A 14,729-nucleotide genomic window follows, 5' to 3' on the forward strand; every position below is an offset into this window, starting at 1 on the left:
TTTATTCAAATATTATTATACCTAAAGATAAATGCATTTTAAATAAATATTGCCCGGTAGAGCAAAGCCTTGATGGCGGCCTTGAATAACTAACAGTATAGGTTAAAGTAAGCTAAATTAAATATTAGAAATTGAGAAAGTTATAAGTTCTATTAATTATACGTTTAGAATAAAATAACCTAACAAAAAGAATAAATATATTCCTTCTATTTTTCCCAGAATATTCATGCCTTATTTACTTATAAGATAAACTGGGAAATTGCCGCATACGGGCACATGCAAAGACAAGGCAGTATTTGCTTTAATGCTTTATGTTTTGGTTAGTCGCAAATATTTACTTAGCCGGGGGCACTAAACCTTGTATTACAAAGTCCTGGGTTACGCGGGTTCCGGCAGCTTCCAACGCTACCAGGTATTTGCCAGGGCGCAGGTATTGTTTACCGCTATCTGTTGCCATTAATTTAATTTCGGTTACTTCTTTTTTTCGCACCTCGTTCAGGTAACGCTGGTACTTTTCCTGTTCAGCATCGGTTACACTTAAATCATAAACGGCGTAGTTCAGTCCTATTTCGCCGGTATCGCTGAATGTCTTCAGCACCAGGCCATTTTCAGTGGTTATTTTCAGGTTAACCGGACCGGCATTTTTCAGAAAGTAAGGAATAACTATTTGGGGCTCCAGTGGTTTTTGCCAGGTATAGCTTTTATGTCCCCAGTCAGGAGAATACGTCTGGTTGCGAATCAGGAAAGCATGGAGCGGCTTTTGAAGGATAAATTCGGTTAGCTGCTGCACGTGTTCTAAAGAAGCAATGTAAATGGAGCGGCCGTGGGTGCCAATAATCAGATCGTTATCGCGCGGATGCACGACCAAATCGTGGACAGCTACGGCCGGCAAATCTTTAGCCAAACGCATAAAACTTTTGCCCTGGTCCAGAGAAAGATAAACGCCATGGTCGGTGCCTACATACAAAATATTGGCGTTACGTGGGTCTTCTTTTACAACATTAATAGGTTCAAAAGGTAAGTTCTGACCTAATGGCAGCCAGTTTTTACCGTAGTCTTCCGATACGTAGAGGTAAGGCCGGAAATCGTCCCAGCGGTAGCCGTTCAGGGCTGCGTAAACCCGACCCTTTTGAAAACTTGATGCGGTAATACGGCTGACCCACCTATTCTGAGGTAGCTTATCCGAAATGCAGGTCCATTTATTTCCACCGTCTTCCGAAACCTGAATGACACCGTCGTCGGAACCGGTATATAGTAGTCCAAATTTAAGCGGTGATTCGTCAATGGTGGTTAAGGTACCGTAGCCCACATCGCCGGACCGCCCCCCGCTCGTCAGGTCGCCCGAAAGGGTTTGCATGTCTTCGCCTTTTTTTAACGACCGGTGAAATTTATGCGAGCCCAGGTATATAACATCCTGGTTGTGGCGGGAAAGGTGGATGGGCGTTTGCCAGTTAAACCGTAAGGGCCGCTCACCTAATTCGTGTTTGGGCTGAATAGACAAACGTTCACCGGTTTTTTTATTAAGCCGGAAATAATTGCCGTATTGGGTGCCGGTATATATAGTGGCGTTGTCGCGGGTGTCTACGGCTACCTGCATGCCATCGCCGCCCAGTAGTCTTTTGTAGGGATAGTTGCCTTCCTGGTGCCAGGCCGCACCGGCGCGGTAGGTGTTGGGGCCATACCAAACGCCATTATCCTGCAAGCCGCCATAAACATTGTAAGGCTGTTCCATATCTACCGCTACGCTATAAAATTGACCTACTTCCGGCGAATTGGCTTTCAGCCAGGTGGCGCCATCATCGTACGAAATATTTATGCCCCCATCGTTGCCATTAACCAAGTGACCGGGCCGATTAGCGTTTACCCACAACGCATGGTGGTCGGCGTGGACATTGGGCGCATCCAACGCAGTAAAATTTTTTCCGCCATCTTCCGACTTTAAAAGCGGTACGCCTAAAAGATAGAGTTTATCTGGTTGTTGCGGGGCCACCCGGATTTGCCCGAAATAATAGCCGAAGGAGTGATACATACCGTCCATGTAATTCAAATGCGATTTGCGCCAGGTCTTGCCGGCATCGTCGGAACGGTAAATTTCGGCGCCAATTACGGGCCTGTCATACATCAGCGTATTCGCATCCTCCAGGTACTCTACCAAGGCAGCCGGTTTAATTAAGTCGCGTTGCACCTGGGTTTTAATATAATTGGCCGAATATTTTTTCGGGAAATAATTTACTTCCAGAAATGCGGTTAACGCCTGGTCAGAAATATTCAGGAATTCTGCTTTTGATAGCGTACGGAGCTGATTCCGGGTTAGTTGGTCGGTATTTGCTTCATTAGGGTCAGCGACGCGGCGGCCTTGGTTATCCACTAAGGCATACAAAATATTAGTGTTAGTAGGGTAGAGGGCTAAGCCAATCCGGCCCACATGTTCGCCGGTGGGAAAACCGCTGTTCGGGGTAGATAATTTTACCCAGGAATTACCACCATCGGTGCTTTTATAAATGCCCGATCCGGCGCCACCTTCGACAAAATCCCAGGCCCGGCGGGTGCGTTCCCAGGTAGCAGCGTACAAAATATTGGGGTCTTTAACATCTATTTCCAGATCAATACCGCCGGTATTCTCGTTGATGAATAACGTTTGCTGCCAGGTTTTACCGCCATCGGTAGTTTTGTAAAGTCCGCGTTCCGGATTAGGTGAGTACAAATGGCCCAATGCTGCTACCCAGGCAACCTGCGGATTTTGCGGGTGCAACACAATGCGGCCAATATGGTGCGATTCGGGTAAGCCCAAGTATTGCCAGCTTTGGCCTTTATCGCTGCTCTTGTAAATTCCGGTACCCGCATAAGAAGAACGGCTGGAATTATTTTCGCCGGTACCCACCCAAATGGTTTCGGTCTGCCAGTCCACGGCAATGTCGCCAATGGTCATGACGGCTTCCCGGTCGAAGACGGGCGTAAAAGAGATGCCGTTATTTTGGGTTTTCCATAAACCGCCCGAAGCGTAAGCCACGTAAAAATGGGTCGGATCGGTTAGGGAAACATTAACATCAACCACCCGGCCACTCATAATAGTGGGTCCCACGGAGCGTACCGGCACATTTAGTAACAGCGATTCGGAAGTTAATTTTTGCCGCTGCGTAAACCCTTGCAACCGGTCGGCCGCTTTCGTAGCAGCCGGTTGTTTTTCCTTTTGCTGGGCAGATGCCGGGCCGGTTATTATAATTAAATGGAGGACGCTTAGCCAAAAATATTTCATGCGGGGCAATGCCTGATTACTTTTACAAGTATAGGCGTTTAATCCGTATTTAAAATAGCTCCGGGTACCGGCAACAACTAATTTAACTAGCGGAAATATTATTTAAAGCCTTACCCTAACTATTTGCCTGGTTTAATTTCTAATTTCTGTTATTTACCCAATCCAAATAGTTTTTTGGTTAATAAATTCCCGGATGCCCACATAGGAAAGCTCGCGGCCGTAGCCCGATTTTTTAATGCCGCCAAATGGAATACCTGGCGCAGACTGTACCATGGCATTAATAAAAACATTTCCGGATTCTATCTGCCGGGCCAGCTTTTCGCCTTTATTTAAATCCTGCGTAAAAATGGTAGCGCCCAGGCCGTACTTGTGATCGTTGGCAATCCGGATGGCTTCCGCTTCGTCTTTTACCACAAACACCAGCGCTACCGGGCCAAACAGTTCGTCTTCATAAGCCGGCATGCCGGGTTTTATATCGGTCAGAATCATGGGGTGGAAATAGGCATCCCCGGGATTGCGGTGGCCACCATTTAAGTATATTTTAGCTCCTTTGGCTACCGATTCATCTACCTGTTTCTGCAAATCTTCGGCTAAATCGCGGCGCGCCAGGGGGCCATAGTCGCAAGCTTCATCCATCAGGTCTCCCGTTCTTTTGGATTCCATCAGTGCTTTCATTTTTTGCAGAAAAGTCTCCGCTACCGGTTCGACGACCATAAACCTTTTAGCTGCAATACAGCTTTGGCCGGTATTTATCAGGCGGGAGTTAACGGCGGTTTCCACGGCTTTGTCCAGGTCGGCATCGGCCAAGACAAGAAACGGATCGCTGCCGCCCAGTTCCAATACTGTTTTTTTAATTTCGCGGCCCGCCACTTGCGCCACGCTGGAACCGGCCCCTTCGCTGCCGGTTAAAGTAACCGCTTTAATGCGCTCATCCTGAATAACTTTTTCTACTTTATCCGAAGGAATTAATAAAGTGGTAAACGCGCCTTCGGGGAAGCCGGCCTGACGGAAAACAGCTTCGATAGCTAATGCACATTGGGGTACGTTGGAGGCATGTTTCAGAATACCCACGTTGCCGGCCATCAGGGCCGGAGCCGCAAACCGGAACACCTGCCAGTACGGGAAATTCCAGGGCATAACCGCCAGCACCGCCCCTAAAGGCTCGTAAGACACAAAACTGCGGGAGGCTTCCGTTTCCATTATTTCGTCTTGTAGAAATTTCTCCGCGTGTTGGGCATAGTACCGGCACACAGCCGCGCATTTATTTATTTCCGAAGTTGCCTGCTTAATTGGTTTTCCCATTTCCAGAGTCATGAGCTCGGCGTAATGTCGGTTGTCTTTCTCTAGTAAATCGGCGCATTTATTCATTAGCTGGGTCCGCTCGGCAAATGAAGTTTGGCGCCAGCTTCTGAAAGTTTCATCGGCTTGATGTAACGCTTTTTCCAGGGCAGCATCCGTCAGGTACTCGTAGGTTTTCAGAACAGAATTATTAGCGGGATTAATAGATTTTATAGCCATGGTTTTACAGAAATTAGCATTGAGATGCCGGTATGACTTTTTGCCGGAATATTTAATTAAATTTTAAACAAAAAAGTAAATGATTAGTTATAGGTTCTGTAGTTACTCATCTATTTTATTTAGGTTTCTAAATATTCTCTATATTCGCACTTAAACTAATACGTTTGTCCCGCCACGAAAACATAGCTTTTTCTGAAGAAGACCTGATACAAAGGTTGCAACAAAGGGAAGATGCCGCGCTTACGCTTCTGTACGAGCGGTATTCGGCGGCGCTGTATGGCGTAATTCTCCGGATTGTTAAAACCGAAGAAGTGGCCGAAGATGTGATGCAGGAAACTTTTGTTAAAATCTGGTTTTCTATTGGGCAATACAACAAAGAAAAAGGACGACTTTTTACCTGGCTGGTAAATATTGCCCGTCATGCGGCTATCGATAAAATCCGGTCGAAGGAATTTCGCGTAGGTCTCAAAAATAAACCAATACAAGATAGCCCGGTAAACCAGTTGCACTCCAGTTATGAGGTGCGCCCGGAGCACATTGGGATTAAAGATATGGTTGGCAAATTAAACCCCGATCAGAAGAAAATTATCGATATGATGTATTTTGACGGGTATACCCAAAGCGAAGTAGCCGAAGAACTGGATATTCCACTTGGTACCGTTAAAACCAGGGCCAGGGCCGCAATAAAATTTCTGACCAAATTATTAAGTTAAAGAGAAGTAAAGATTAGATTGAATATAGAGGAATATATATCGTCGGGGGTGCTGGAGCTTTACGCGGCCGGTGCGCTTTCCGCGGCCGAAACAGCCGACGTAGAGCGATTGGCGACGCAATATCCGGAAATCAGGGCCGAATTAGATTTAATATTAAATACAATGGACGAATATGCCGCCTTACACGCGGTAAATCCGCCTGCCACTTTAAAAAACAAGGTATTACAGGCAGTAAAACAGCACGGTAGTAGCCAACTGCACACAAATAACTTACCTAAGGATTTTGCGGAAGCGCCTGATAATGGCCGTATTATACCCATAAACCGGTCAGCCAATCAGGCCGCCGCCAGTGCGGCTTTTAAATGGCTCGTGGCTGCCTCATTAATTTTGTTAATTTTAAGCAATGCCCTAAGTTTTTACTTTTATCAGAAATGGCAAAATTCTGATGAAAGCTTGCAAATTGCGCTGAACACCCAGCGGCAATATGCCCAAAATTACCAGCGCGTTCAGCAGCAATTATCGCTTAACCAGCAAGTGCTGGTTTTATTAAGCGATGCGAATACCTTACGCATTGAACTGAAAGGGGTAGAAAAATCTCCGGAATCGAAGGTAACGGTATACTGGCACCGCCTGACCAAGGATGTTTATTTAAATGTAAACAATCTGCCCGAACCGCCTGCAAATAAACAATACCAGTTATGGGCCCTGGTAGATGGCAAACCCTTAGATGCCGGCGTAGTAAACGGCAGTGATGTTGCCAACCAACTGCACCACATGAAAGACGTGCAGCAGGCCCAGGCTTTTGCCATTACCCTGGAGCCTAAGGGCGGCAGCATTAGCCCGACCCTCGAAGAAATGTACGTGATGGGTAAAATATAATATTAATTCAATAGCACTTATTTTACCGAAAGAACAAGGTAAATTATTAGGCACTTCGATACCTTAGTGGGTAAATAATTCTTGTGAAATTTTGCTTTTGTTATGGCGCGAAGTAAACGTTGTTATAATATTTATTTGCCCGGTTTAATTTGGCTGCTCCTGTTAGGTTTAGGAAGTTGTACCAGCCGGGCTGAACAAAATAAGCTTTCAGCAGAACAGCAGACCTGTTTTAATCCGGAATGGGCACAAAATAAGCATTGGGATGATGGCTTAGCCGAAGTAGCTATTTACCAGGCCGAAAGAGTAGTGTATAACAAGCCTCGTTCCTTCGAATACGTATTGATTACGGTTAAAGAAGATTTTAACCAGGCCTTCAATGTAAAAACCGATAATTATAATCGGTCCGATTTATTCCCGGTAATGAAGGTGAACCAGTTTTGCCGAATTCCTACCGACAATTATCCTTATCATTACCTGACCTCCTTATTTTTCCGACGCGAGAACCCGGTTCAGGTGCATAAAATAACAAGCTCTTCGCAGGAGTGGTGCGGCAATACATTTAAAGCCATAACCCAGGCAGGAAACAATTTTAATTATTCCTTTAATTCTTATTGGGACGAACAAGGTACCGGGGAGCTAACGTTACCCGGTGATTTACTATTCGAAGATCAGTTACCTTATACCTTGCGCAGCCTTCGTTTTAAAGACGGCTTAACTTTAAAAGCGCCGATAGCCGAGCTTCTGCAAACGAATAAAGCGAATAAACCTGCTGTCTACCCGGCTACAATCACGGTTCATTCCGATATTGGTTCTACGCCAAATTTATGGTTAGTAAGCGTAAAACTTTCGGCGGAGAAGGAGAATAAATATTTCTTTCGAAAAGAATATCCGCATATACTGGAAAAACAACAAACCTGGGATGGCCGGCAGTTGCAGTTAAAAGAAGTTACGCGCTATGCCTACTGGCAAAAATAAATTTAAGTCTTCGGATAAATTATAATGCCTAAAATTACTTTTGAGTGGCGGTTGCTGCCTCTGGTGTTTCTTCTCTTTTCTTTGGCCTGTAAAACCACTAAGCCCACCGTTCAGGCGCCGCCTAATATTCCGGCTGTACCGCCATACGGACCAGCTACCATCAAACAACAAGTGGCGGAGTCGTTGGTGTTGCAGCAAAGCTTTGTTGGCTTTGCCCTTTACGATCCGCAGCTAAACCAAATGGTGGTGGCGCACAACGCAGATAAATATTTAGTGCCGGCCTCTAATACCAAGTTGTTTACCTTGTACGCCAGCCTTAAAATACTGCCGGATTCAATTCCGGCTTTGAAATATGCCGTAAAAGGCGATTCGCTGCTGTTCTGGGGTACCGGCGATCCTACTTTTACCCACATGGATTTGCAGAACACCATTGCTTATGATTTCCTGAAAAATCGCCGTGAAAAACTTTATTACCTAGAGGCGCCGTTTGCCAGTACGCCTTTTGCGGTTAATTGGAGTTGGGATGATTATAATTATTATTACCAGCCGGAGCGGAATATATTTCCGATCCACGGCAATGTTGTAAGGTTCTCCCGGAAAGCCGAAGGCCCATATGCTACTGCACCCCGTATATTTAAAAAGGAAATCAGAACCGATACGGCTTTGCACCAGCAGCGGGATGCTTTCCGGCGTGCCTGGCGTACCAATGAGTTTACTTTTTACCCCAAACACGCCAATCCAGCTTTTTCTGTAGAAGTACCATTTATTACTTCGCCCGAGCTGACTGTGAAATTATTAGCCGATACCTTAAAACGGCCGGTAAAATGGGTTAAAAGAGCAATACCCCGGGAATACCAAACCTTAACCGGTTTACCAACCGATTCGGTATTAAAGCGGATGCTGCAGGTAAGCGATAATTTGCTAGCCGAACAATTGATGATTTTGTGCTCCGGTAAGCTGTCGGATACGTTATCGGTAGAGCGGGGAATAAAATACGCGCTTAAAACGTACCTGGCTGATTTACCGGATACGCCGGTGTGGGTAGACGGCTCGGGACTTTCGAGTATGAATCTGTTTACGCCCCGCAGCATTATATTTTTGCTGCAGAAGTTGTTGCAGGAACGTCCGCCGGAGAAATTATTGCCGCTGCTGGCAGCGGGTGGCCGGCCGGGCACTTTCCGGAATATTTATAAAGCCGAGGTACCATTTGTTTTTGGTAAATCCGGGTCTTTGTCGCATGTGCACAACCAAAGTGGTTACCTGCTTACCAAAAGCGGCAAACTATTACTATATAGCTTCCTGAACAATAATTACCAGGTTCCTACGGCCGATATCCGCAACGAAATGGTCCGGATTGTTACTGAAATCCACGAAAAATATTAATCTACCGGTTGATTAAAGATATCAATTATAAATTTAACTTATCTATTGGATAAACTTGTAAATCAGGTTGTTTATCTGGTGCGGATTTTCGTGGTGCAACCAGTGCGTAGCGTTGGGCAGAAAAACCAATTCGCCGTTCCGGCACTTATCTTTACTCGGAGTTGCCATTTCGGCACTCAGGAAAGAGTCTTTTTTGCCCCATAATATAAGGGTAGGTACAGTAATGGGTTCCGGCGAATGGTAGGGGTGGTATTTATAAGCCCGGTACCAGTTTAACATCGCTTTTAGAGCCCCGGGTTTTCGCCAGGCTTCTTTGTATTGCAAAAAATCTTCTTTCGAGAAGGTATATTTTAAAGCCGATTTTTGTAAGGTGGTTTTTAGTAATTTATAGTTAAAAGCGCGGTTACTAATTTCGGGTAAAAAAGGCAACTGAAAAAAAGCCGCGTACATACTTTTAAATAATTGCTTTGGGTGGCGGCGCAAATAATTATGAAAAACCTCCGGGTGCGGCATATTTAATATCACCAGCTTTTCCAGTAGTTTCGGGTATTGCGCCGCTACCGCCCAGGCAACGGCCCCGCCCCAATCGTGACCAACTAAAATAATTTTATCGGTAGTTTGCCGGCGGATAAAAGAAACAACATCGGCAGTCAGGTGGGGAAGGGTATACGCTTTTACGCCGGCCGGCTTGCTGCTGCGGTTGTAACCCCGTTGATCGGGAGCCATGGCCCGGTAGCCTTTATCGCCAAAGAAAGGCAATTGTTGGTGCCAGGCATACCAATGTTCCGGAAAGCCATGTAAGAAAATAATTACCTTTCCGTCCGGATCGCCTGCTTCTGCCGCGTTTAAATATATTCCGTTAACCTCGTGTAATTTTTCTCTTATGCGCATAAGCCTATATTCTTTTAATTTAAATACCGGGATACGCGCACAGCTCATGCTGGGTTTAATACCATTAACTTGCGAAACAAACAGATATCTTAAAACGCCTAAAGGCTTGGTGGTGCTTACCTCGAAAAAAGTATTAACATAAACTGGGCCGTAATGCCGTATACAGGTCAAAAATAAAATTCTGATATAGCAGAAATATATGAAGCAAGATGCCGAAAAGTTTAGCCTGGCCATTAACGTGCAGGAACAGGATATAGATGAATTGGGCCACGTAAACAATGTGGTTTACCTGCGTTGGGTACAGGAAGTAGCTACCGCCCACTGGAACCATGCCGCTCCTGCCGGCCTGCAGGAAATGTATACCTGGGTGGTAATCCGGCACGAAATAGATTATTTTTATCCGGCTTTTTTGGGTGATAATATTATTGGTTATACTTGGGTAGGGGAGCATCAGGGTGCTAAATTCGTCCGGTTTGTAAAGCTTTGCCAAGCCGGCAGCGGAAAAGTACTGGCCGAGGCCAAAACAACCTGGTGCCTGCTGGATGCTAAAACCAAACGGCCCCGCCGGATCGAACAGGATGTTTTAAGTATTCTATAGATTAATATTTATCCTGCTTAGACACACGATTTTGCACCGTGCAAAAGTAAATTGCAAGGAGCCCTAAACGGTCTTTATTGATAAAGAGCATGAAACCGAAGCAAGAATACAAACACGTATTGTTGTTTTTAAATTTTAGTTTAATCAGACTTAAAAAGCTGTTATTTCTTTTATCTTTAACAACTGCTAGTTTCCCTAAAATTATAATCTAAAAATATGAAGCGCATTTACTTTGTAAGTGGCACCATCCTGATGCTGGCGGTGTTGGGTTTGTTTTCTTTCAAACTCATCTGGCAAGACAACCGGGCAGCTCTGGCAGCGTCCCTGGATAAATCTATCCGGACCGAGATGCTGAATAAATGGTATCCGCAGGCCGTGGACAAGGAATATGGTGGTTTTCTGAGTACTTTTACGTATGATTTTAAACCCACCGGCGATCAGGATAAAATGATTGTTACCCAAGCGCGGCACACCTGGTCGAATGCCAAAGCAGCTATTTTGTACCCCGAGGTGGAACATTATAAAATCAGTGCGGCCCACGGTTTTGCTTTTCTGAAAAACGTGATGTGGGACAAAACTTACGGTGGTTTTTATACGCTGGTCGATCGGCAAGGCAATGTAAAAAAAGGCAGTTTTGCCCCAAAAGAAGCTTACGGCAATGCTTTCGGCATCTATGCGTTGGCGGCTTATTACCAGGCTTCCGGCGACACCAGCGCTTTAAACCTGGCGCAGAAAGCATTTGGCTGGCTCGAAAAGAACAGCCACGATCCGGTGTACAAAGGATATTTTCAGCACCTGGAGCGTGACGGCCAACCCATCCGGAGAACAAAAGAAGTGCCGTCTACTTCTGATTTAGGTTACAAAGACCAGAACAGTTCTATTCATTTGCTCGAAGCCTTTACGGAACTTTATCAGGTTTGGCCCAACCCTTTGCTGCGACAGCGGTTACAGGAAATGCTTTACCTGATACGAGACAAAATTACCGCGCCGCCGGGCTACTTGATTTTGTTTTTGCAGCCCAACTGGCAACCGGTTTCCTTCCGCGATTCGTCGGAAGCTGTTATTCTGAAGCACCGCAACCTGGACCACGTTTCATTTGGGCACGATGTAGAAACTGCTTACTTAATGCTGGAAGCTTCGCATGTGCTGGGTATGAAAGATGATGTTACTACCATGACGGTAGCCAAACGCATGGTAGACCACGCGCTGCGCCATGGCTGGGATAACCAGGTGGGCGGTTTTTACGACGAAGGGTATTATTATAAAGGAAATCCTAAACTAACCATTATCCGGGATACCAAGAACTGGTGGGCACAGGCCGAAGGTTTGAATACGTTGCTGCTGATGGCTGACCATTATCCCAAAGAGAGTATGGATTATTTCGGGAAATTTCAGACGCTCTGGCGCTACATAGATAAATATTTAATAGATCACGAACACGGCGATTGGTACCCGGGCGGATTAGATAAGGAACCGCAACTAAAAACTGCCTTAAAAGGCCAAATCTGGAAGGGCAATTACCACCAGTTCCGGTCGTTGGCTAATTGCGTGCAGCGCCTGCAAGCCGATAAAGTACCACCGTCCGTGCCAGGTAAGTTAACGGCCAACACCCAGAATAATAAGTTGGTGCTAACCTGGGAAGCGGCCCGCGACAATAAAACTATGCTGGGCTATCATATTTACCAAAGCGGGCAGCGCATTGGTTTCACTCCTTTAACCTCATTTACCATTTCGGGTAGTAAAAACTTGAAAGGCCGGAAACTATCGGTTCGGGCTGTAGATTGGCAAGGAAATTTATCGGTCGCCGCCGATCAGGTAGTTTTATAATACGGCTCTTTCCTGAGCCCCGGCTTGGTAAGTTCTATTGGGTTCTATTCTAAACCAAAAAGGCCTCAACGTTAGCGATGAGGCTTTTTTAGGTATGAAAACATAAACAGGGATTGTGGAACGTGTAAGGCTATATAATAAAGTAAACGGGTGGATTTAAGGTTTAAGTAATAAATTGCTCAATATTGTTTATCAGTATTCAATAAAAATAAATAACTGATTTAGTTATAACTCTCCTTTTAAATAAATATAAATATTAAAATCTATTCTGCTTTTACGGTTTAAATATTAGTCTCTTACTCGTCTTTAGTTTTAACAATGCTTTAAAAGGTACATCTACTAACAGGTCGTAATAAGAGAGCAAATGGTTGCCTGAATATAAAAATTTACCAAAGCATATTTTTCATAACAGCTTTTACCGGTAGGCTGCCGATGAAAAAACGTTCTAAATTTTGAGAGCCGAACTATTGCAAATCATCTTTAAGTTTGGGAACGGGAGTTGAGTAAGCCGGCCGGTACGGTTAGTTCACCGGTATGCGAATCAATCAGGCCATTGCGTTCGTCTTCAATGTTGGTGGCCTGGGTATAAACATCGCCTGCAATGGGCCGCAGCCGCAATTCTTTTTTAAATTGCCGGATGCGTTCGGTCCGTTCTTCCGAATCTTTTGGACCGCCGTAATCCGGGAAACCAAAACCACCCCATTCACTTACCACCAGCGGTACTTGTCCCCGGTAAAAAAACGGGTCGCCTACTACCAGCGGGTGCGCGGCCACGCCCTCCATTTGTCCGTTCGATAGTTGGTCCAGCAATTCCTGCCACCGGGGTAAATCCGGGGTGTAAAGGTGGGCGGTTAATAAATCCGATTTAAGCTTGCCCTCCTGTGAAACATGTTTCCAGCCATCGTTATCTACCACCAGAAACTGCGGGTGATTGATGAGCATGTAATGGTACATCTGAATAATATATTCTCTTGTAGCCGGGTTCGTAGCAATATCTTCCGCGCCCCAATCTTCGTTGTACAAGCTCCAGATAATAACCGAAGGATTGGTTTCGATTAAAGCTAACATCCGGAGCAGTTCGGCTTGGTGGTTTTGCCGGCTCAGTTGTGTAGAACTATGCGGACTGGGTACTTCTACCCACAGTAACAACCCAATTTCATCAGCCAGGTTATAAATACGCGGATCCACGCCCGCAATATGTACCCGGACCAGGTTGCAACCCAACTCTTTCATGGCGTACATGTGTCGCCTCATTTCTTCGAAGGTAGCCGTGCCCGGCTGGTATAGGATGCCGTCGAGGTAAATTTGCTGGTTATTCAGGTAGATATAGCGGCCCCTCGATTCTACTTTCCGCAGTCCGAAATGTGCCTGAATAGCCGCCGAGTAGCCATTAGCATCAATTAATTCGGCCACCAGGCAGTAAAGATTAGGTTCTTCCGGCGACCATAACCGCGCTCCCGGCACTTCCATCACCAAGCGTTGCATTTTCTGGCCGCCCTCCAGGTGCAGCACAAATTCCGAAGTAGCCAGTGGTTGGGTATGCTCTTTGTTTTGTTCAAAAACATTAAGCCGGATGGTATATTGACCCGGATCATGAATGCGGGTGGTAAAATTAAACCGGACCAGGTAGTCCTCTACTACGCTTACCACACCTACCCGCGACCGCAGGCGGTTGCGTTCGATGGTTTCGAGCCAGACGCTGCGCACCGCCCCCGTGTGGGTTTGGTACCAGATGCCGCCGCGCTTATAAATGTGCGATTCTTGTTTACCTCTTGGTATTTCGGCATCCAGCGAATCGGCAATCCGTACGGTCAGTCGGTTTACCGGTAAAAGCATTTCCTCGTCCAGCTCGTAAGAAAAAGAAGTATATTCACCATAATGTATTTCCTGGCCCTCGATGGTGGAAAGCAAATTACCGTTTAGCCATACCCGTGTTTCATAACCGCAGGCCCCAAAAGTAATCTGGAACATCATTTGTTTAGCGTCTTCCTCCGGTTCGGGCAAGGTAAATTCCCGCTCGTACCAAACTACCACGTCGTCTTGCCAGGCTTTTTGCTGGTGGTCTTTGGCTTCAGCCAGGTGGGCTTCTACGGAGCCGGGCCACGAAGCAGTATGTTCGTACTGATGTCCCAGGTACCACTTTTCTGCTAAACCCCGATCTGCCGCATCATAAGCAAAATGCCATTCCCCATCGAGTAATAAAAAGGAGTTGGTACGCAATACCGCTCGCGGCAAGGGATTGGTTTCTTCTTCCGGCGCTATTAATTCTTCTTTACTTTCTGATAAAGCTAAATTAGGAAATTTGGCATCCATAAGGGTTGAGGCTATAAGGGGTTTAAACAGCGCAGAGACTTGGCTTTGCTATCAGATGCTACTACGTAAAGCAAGTGTAATATGGTTGTAATAATATATTAGTTCAGAATAATGTCTATGCATTCATCAGATAAATATTTCTTTATAAAAAATTGAAGTAGATAAAGCGGTGAAAGATGGCAGTCCTATTGTGCTAGTCGAAACATCTTTTATCTTCTCGATTATAGAGCTAACCAGAACCTTGGATCAGTTTAGGATTTAAAAATTTATTTCTAAAGTTTAGTTTTTAGATGATAATACCTTTAGCTTAAGTTTAGTATAAATTGCCTAAATATTTAATATTCAGTTTTTTAATAAAATAATACCAAATCTCATA

At 45.3% G+C, this 14,729-nt stretch carries 10 protein-coding genes; 6 read left to right on the forward strand and 4 right to left on the reverse strand.

Features of this window, described 5'->3' with window-relative positions; translation table 11 throughout:
* Nucleotides 1–334: 334 nt before the first annotated feature.
* Both AAE02nite_RS13435 and AAE02nite_RS13440 read right to left on the reverse strand, forming a co-directional pair.
* The gene (locus AAE02nite_RS13435; RefSeq protein ID WP_146898264.1) at nt 335–3,256 is read right to left on the reverse strand and encodes a WD40/YVTN/BNR-like repeat-containing protein; all 2,922 of its coding nucleotides are present in this window, start codon (nt 3,254–3,256) and stop codon (nt 335–337) included.
* A 153-nt stretch (nt 3,257–3,409) separates the two neighbouring features.
* Nucleotides 3,410–4,774: an NAD-dependent succinate-semialdehyde dehydrogenase gene (locus tag AAE02nite_RS13440; RefSeq protein ID WP_146898265.1), complete on the reverse strand. Its 1,365-nt coding sequence runs from the start codon at nt 4,772–4,774 to the stop codon at nt 3,410–3,412.
* A gap of 164 nt (nt 4,775–4,938) precedes the next feature.
* On the opposite strand from AAE02nite_RS13440, the gene AAE02nite_RS13445 reads away from it, so the two are divergent.
* The 4 genes from AAE02nite_RS13445 to AAE02nite_RS13460 all read left to right on the forward strand — a co-directional run bounded on the left by AAE02nite_RS13445 (nt 4,939) and on the right by AAE02nite_RS13460 (nt 8,724).
* Complete coding sequence (locus tag AAE02nite_RS13445; RefSeq protein ID WP_170252599.1) at nt 4,939–5,487, forward strand: RNA polymerase sigma factor; 549 nt, start codon at nt 4,939–4,941, stop codon at nt 5,485–5,487.
* A gap of 18 nt (nt 5,488–5,505) precedes the next feature.
* Nucleotides 5,506–6,366, forward strand: a complete 861-nt coding sequence (locus AAE02nite_RS13450; RefSeq protein WP_146898266.1) for an anti-sigma factor — start codon at nt 5,506–5,508, stop codon at nt 6,364–6,366.
* Between the two features lie 102 nt (nt 6,367–6,468).
* On the forward strand, nt 6,469–7,341 hold the full coding sequence (locus AAE02nite_RS13455; RefSeq protein ID WP_146898267.1) for a hypothetical protein: 873 nt from the start codon (nt 6,469–6,471) through the stop codon (nt 7,339–7,341).
* A 24-nt stretch (nt 7,342–7,365) separates the two neighbouring features.
* Nucleotides 7,366–8,724, forward strand: coding sequence for a D-alanyl-D-alanine carboxypeptidase (locus AAE02nite_RS13460; protein WP_146898268.1), 1,359 nt, complete (start codon nt 7,366–7,368; stop codon nt 8,722–8,724).
* A gap of 42 nt (nt 8,725–8,766) precedes the next feature.
* Here AAE02nite_RS13460 and AAE02nite_RS13465 read toward each other — a convergent pair whose 3' ends face one another.
* Nucleotides 8,767–9,615 carry an alpha/beta fold hydrolase gene (locus tag AAE02nite_RS13465; protein ID WP_146898269.1) on the reverse strand — a complete coding sequence of 283 codons (849 nt, stop codon included), beginning with the start codon at nt 9,613–9,615 and terminating at the stop codon, nt 8,767–8,769.
* 199 nt (nt 9,616–9,814) lie between these two features.
* Here AAE02nite_RS13465 and AAE02nite_RS13470 point away from each other — a divergent pair, with 199 nt between their 5' ends.
* Together AAE02nite_RS13470 and AAE02nite_RS13475 are read left to right on the forward strand one after the other, a co-directional pair.
* Nucleotides 9,815–10,213: an acyl-CoA thioesterase gene (locus AAE02nite_RS13470; RefSeq protein WP_146898270.1), complete on the forward strand. Its 399-nt coding sequence runs from the start codon at nt 9,815–9,817 to the stop codon at nt 10,211–10,213.
* Between the two features lie 216 nt (nt 10,214–10,429).
* The gene (locus AAE02nite_RS13475; protein ID WP_146898271.1) at nt 10,430–12,040 is read left to right on the forward strand and encodes an AGE family epimerase/isomerase; all 1,611 of its coding nucleotides are present in this window, start codon (nt 10,430–10,432) and stop codon (nt 12,038–12,040) included.
* Between the two features lie 480 nt (nt 12,041–12,520).
* On the opposite strand, the gene AAE02nite_RS13480 is transcribed toward AAE02nite_RS13475, so the two are convergent.
* On the reverse strand, nt 12,521–14,353 hold the full coding sequence (locus AAE02nite_RS13480) for a glycoside hydrolase family 2 TIM barrel-domain containing protein (RefSeq protein ID WP_146898272.1): 1,833 nt from the start codon (nt 14,351–14,353) through the stop codon (nt 12,521–12,523).
* Nucleotides 14,354–14,729: the final 376 nt, after the last annotated feature.

Origin of the sequence: Adhaeribacter aerolatus (assembly GCF_007991635.1) — a bacterium.
Classification (GTDB): domain Bacteria; phylum Bacteroidota; class Bacteroidia; order Cytophagales; family Hymenobacteraceae; genus Adhaeribacter; species Adhaeribacter aerolatus.

What these genes read in the sequence shown, in the direction of transcription:
- AAE02nite_RS13480 (WP_146898272.1), bottom strand. Translation starts at nt 14,353, where the DNA reads ATGGATGCCAAATTTCCTAATTTAGCTTTATCAGAAAGTAAAGAAGAA.
- AAE02nite_RS13465 (WP_146898269.1), bottom strand. Translation starts at nt 9,615, where the DNA reads ATGCGCATAAGAGAAAAATTACACGAGGTTAACGGAATATATTTAAAC.
- AAE02nite_RS13475 (WP_146898271.1), top strand. Translation starts at nt 10,430, where the DNA reads ATGAAGCGCATTTACTTTGTAAGTGGCACCATCCTGATGCTGGCGGTG.
- AAE02nite_RS13470 (WP_146898270.1), top strand. Translation starts at nt 9,815, where the DNA reads ATGAAGCAAGATGCCGAAAAGTTTAGCCTGGCCATTAACGTGCAGGAA.
- AAE02nite_RS13455 (WP_146898267.1), top strand. Translation starts at nt 6,469, where the DNA reads ATGGCGCGAAGTAAACGTTGTTATAATATTTATTTGCCCGGTTTAATT.
- AAE02nite_RS13460 (WP_146898268.1), top strand. Translation starts at nt 7,366, where the DNA reads ATGCCTAAAATTACTTTTGAGTGGCGGTTGCTGCCTCTGGTGTTTCTT.
- AAE02nite_RS13435 (WP_146898264.1), bottom strand. Translation starts at nt 3,256, where the DNA reads ATGAAATATTTTTGGCTAAGCGTCCTCCATTTAATTATAATAACCGGC.
- AAE02nite_RS13440 (WP_146898265.1), bottom strand. Translation starts at nt 4,774, where the DNA reads ATGGCTATAAAATCTATTAATCCCGCTAATAATTCTGTTCTGAAAACC.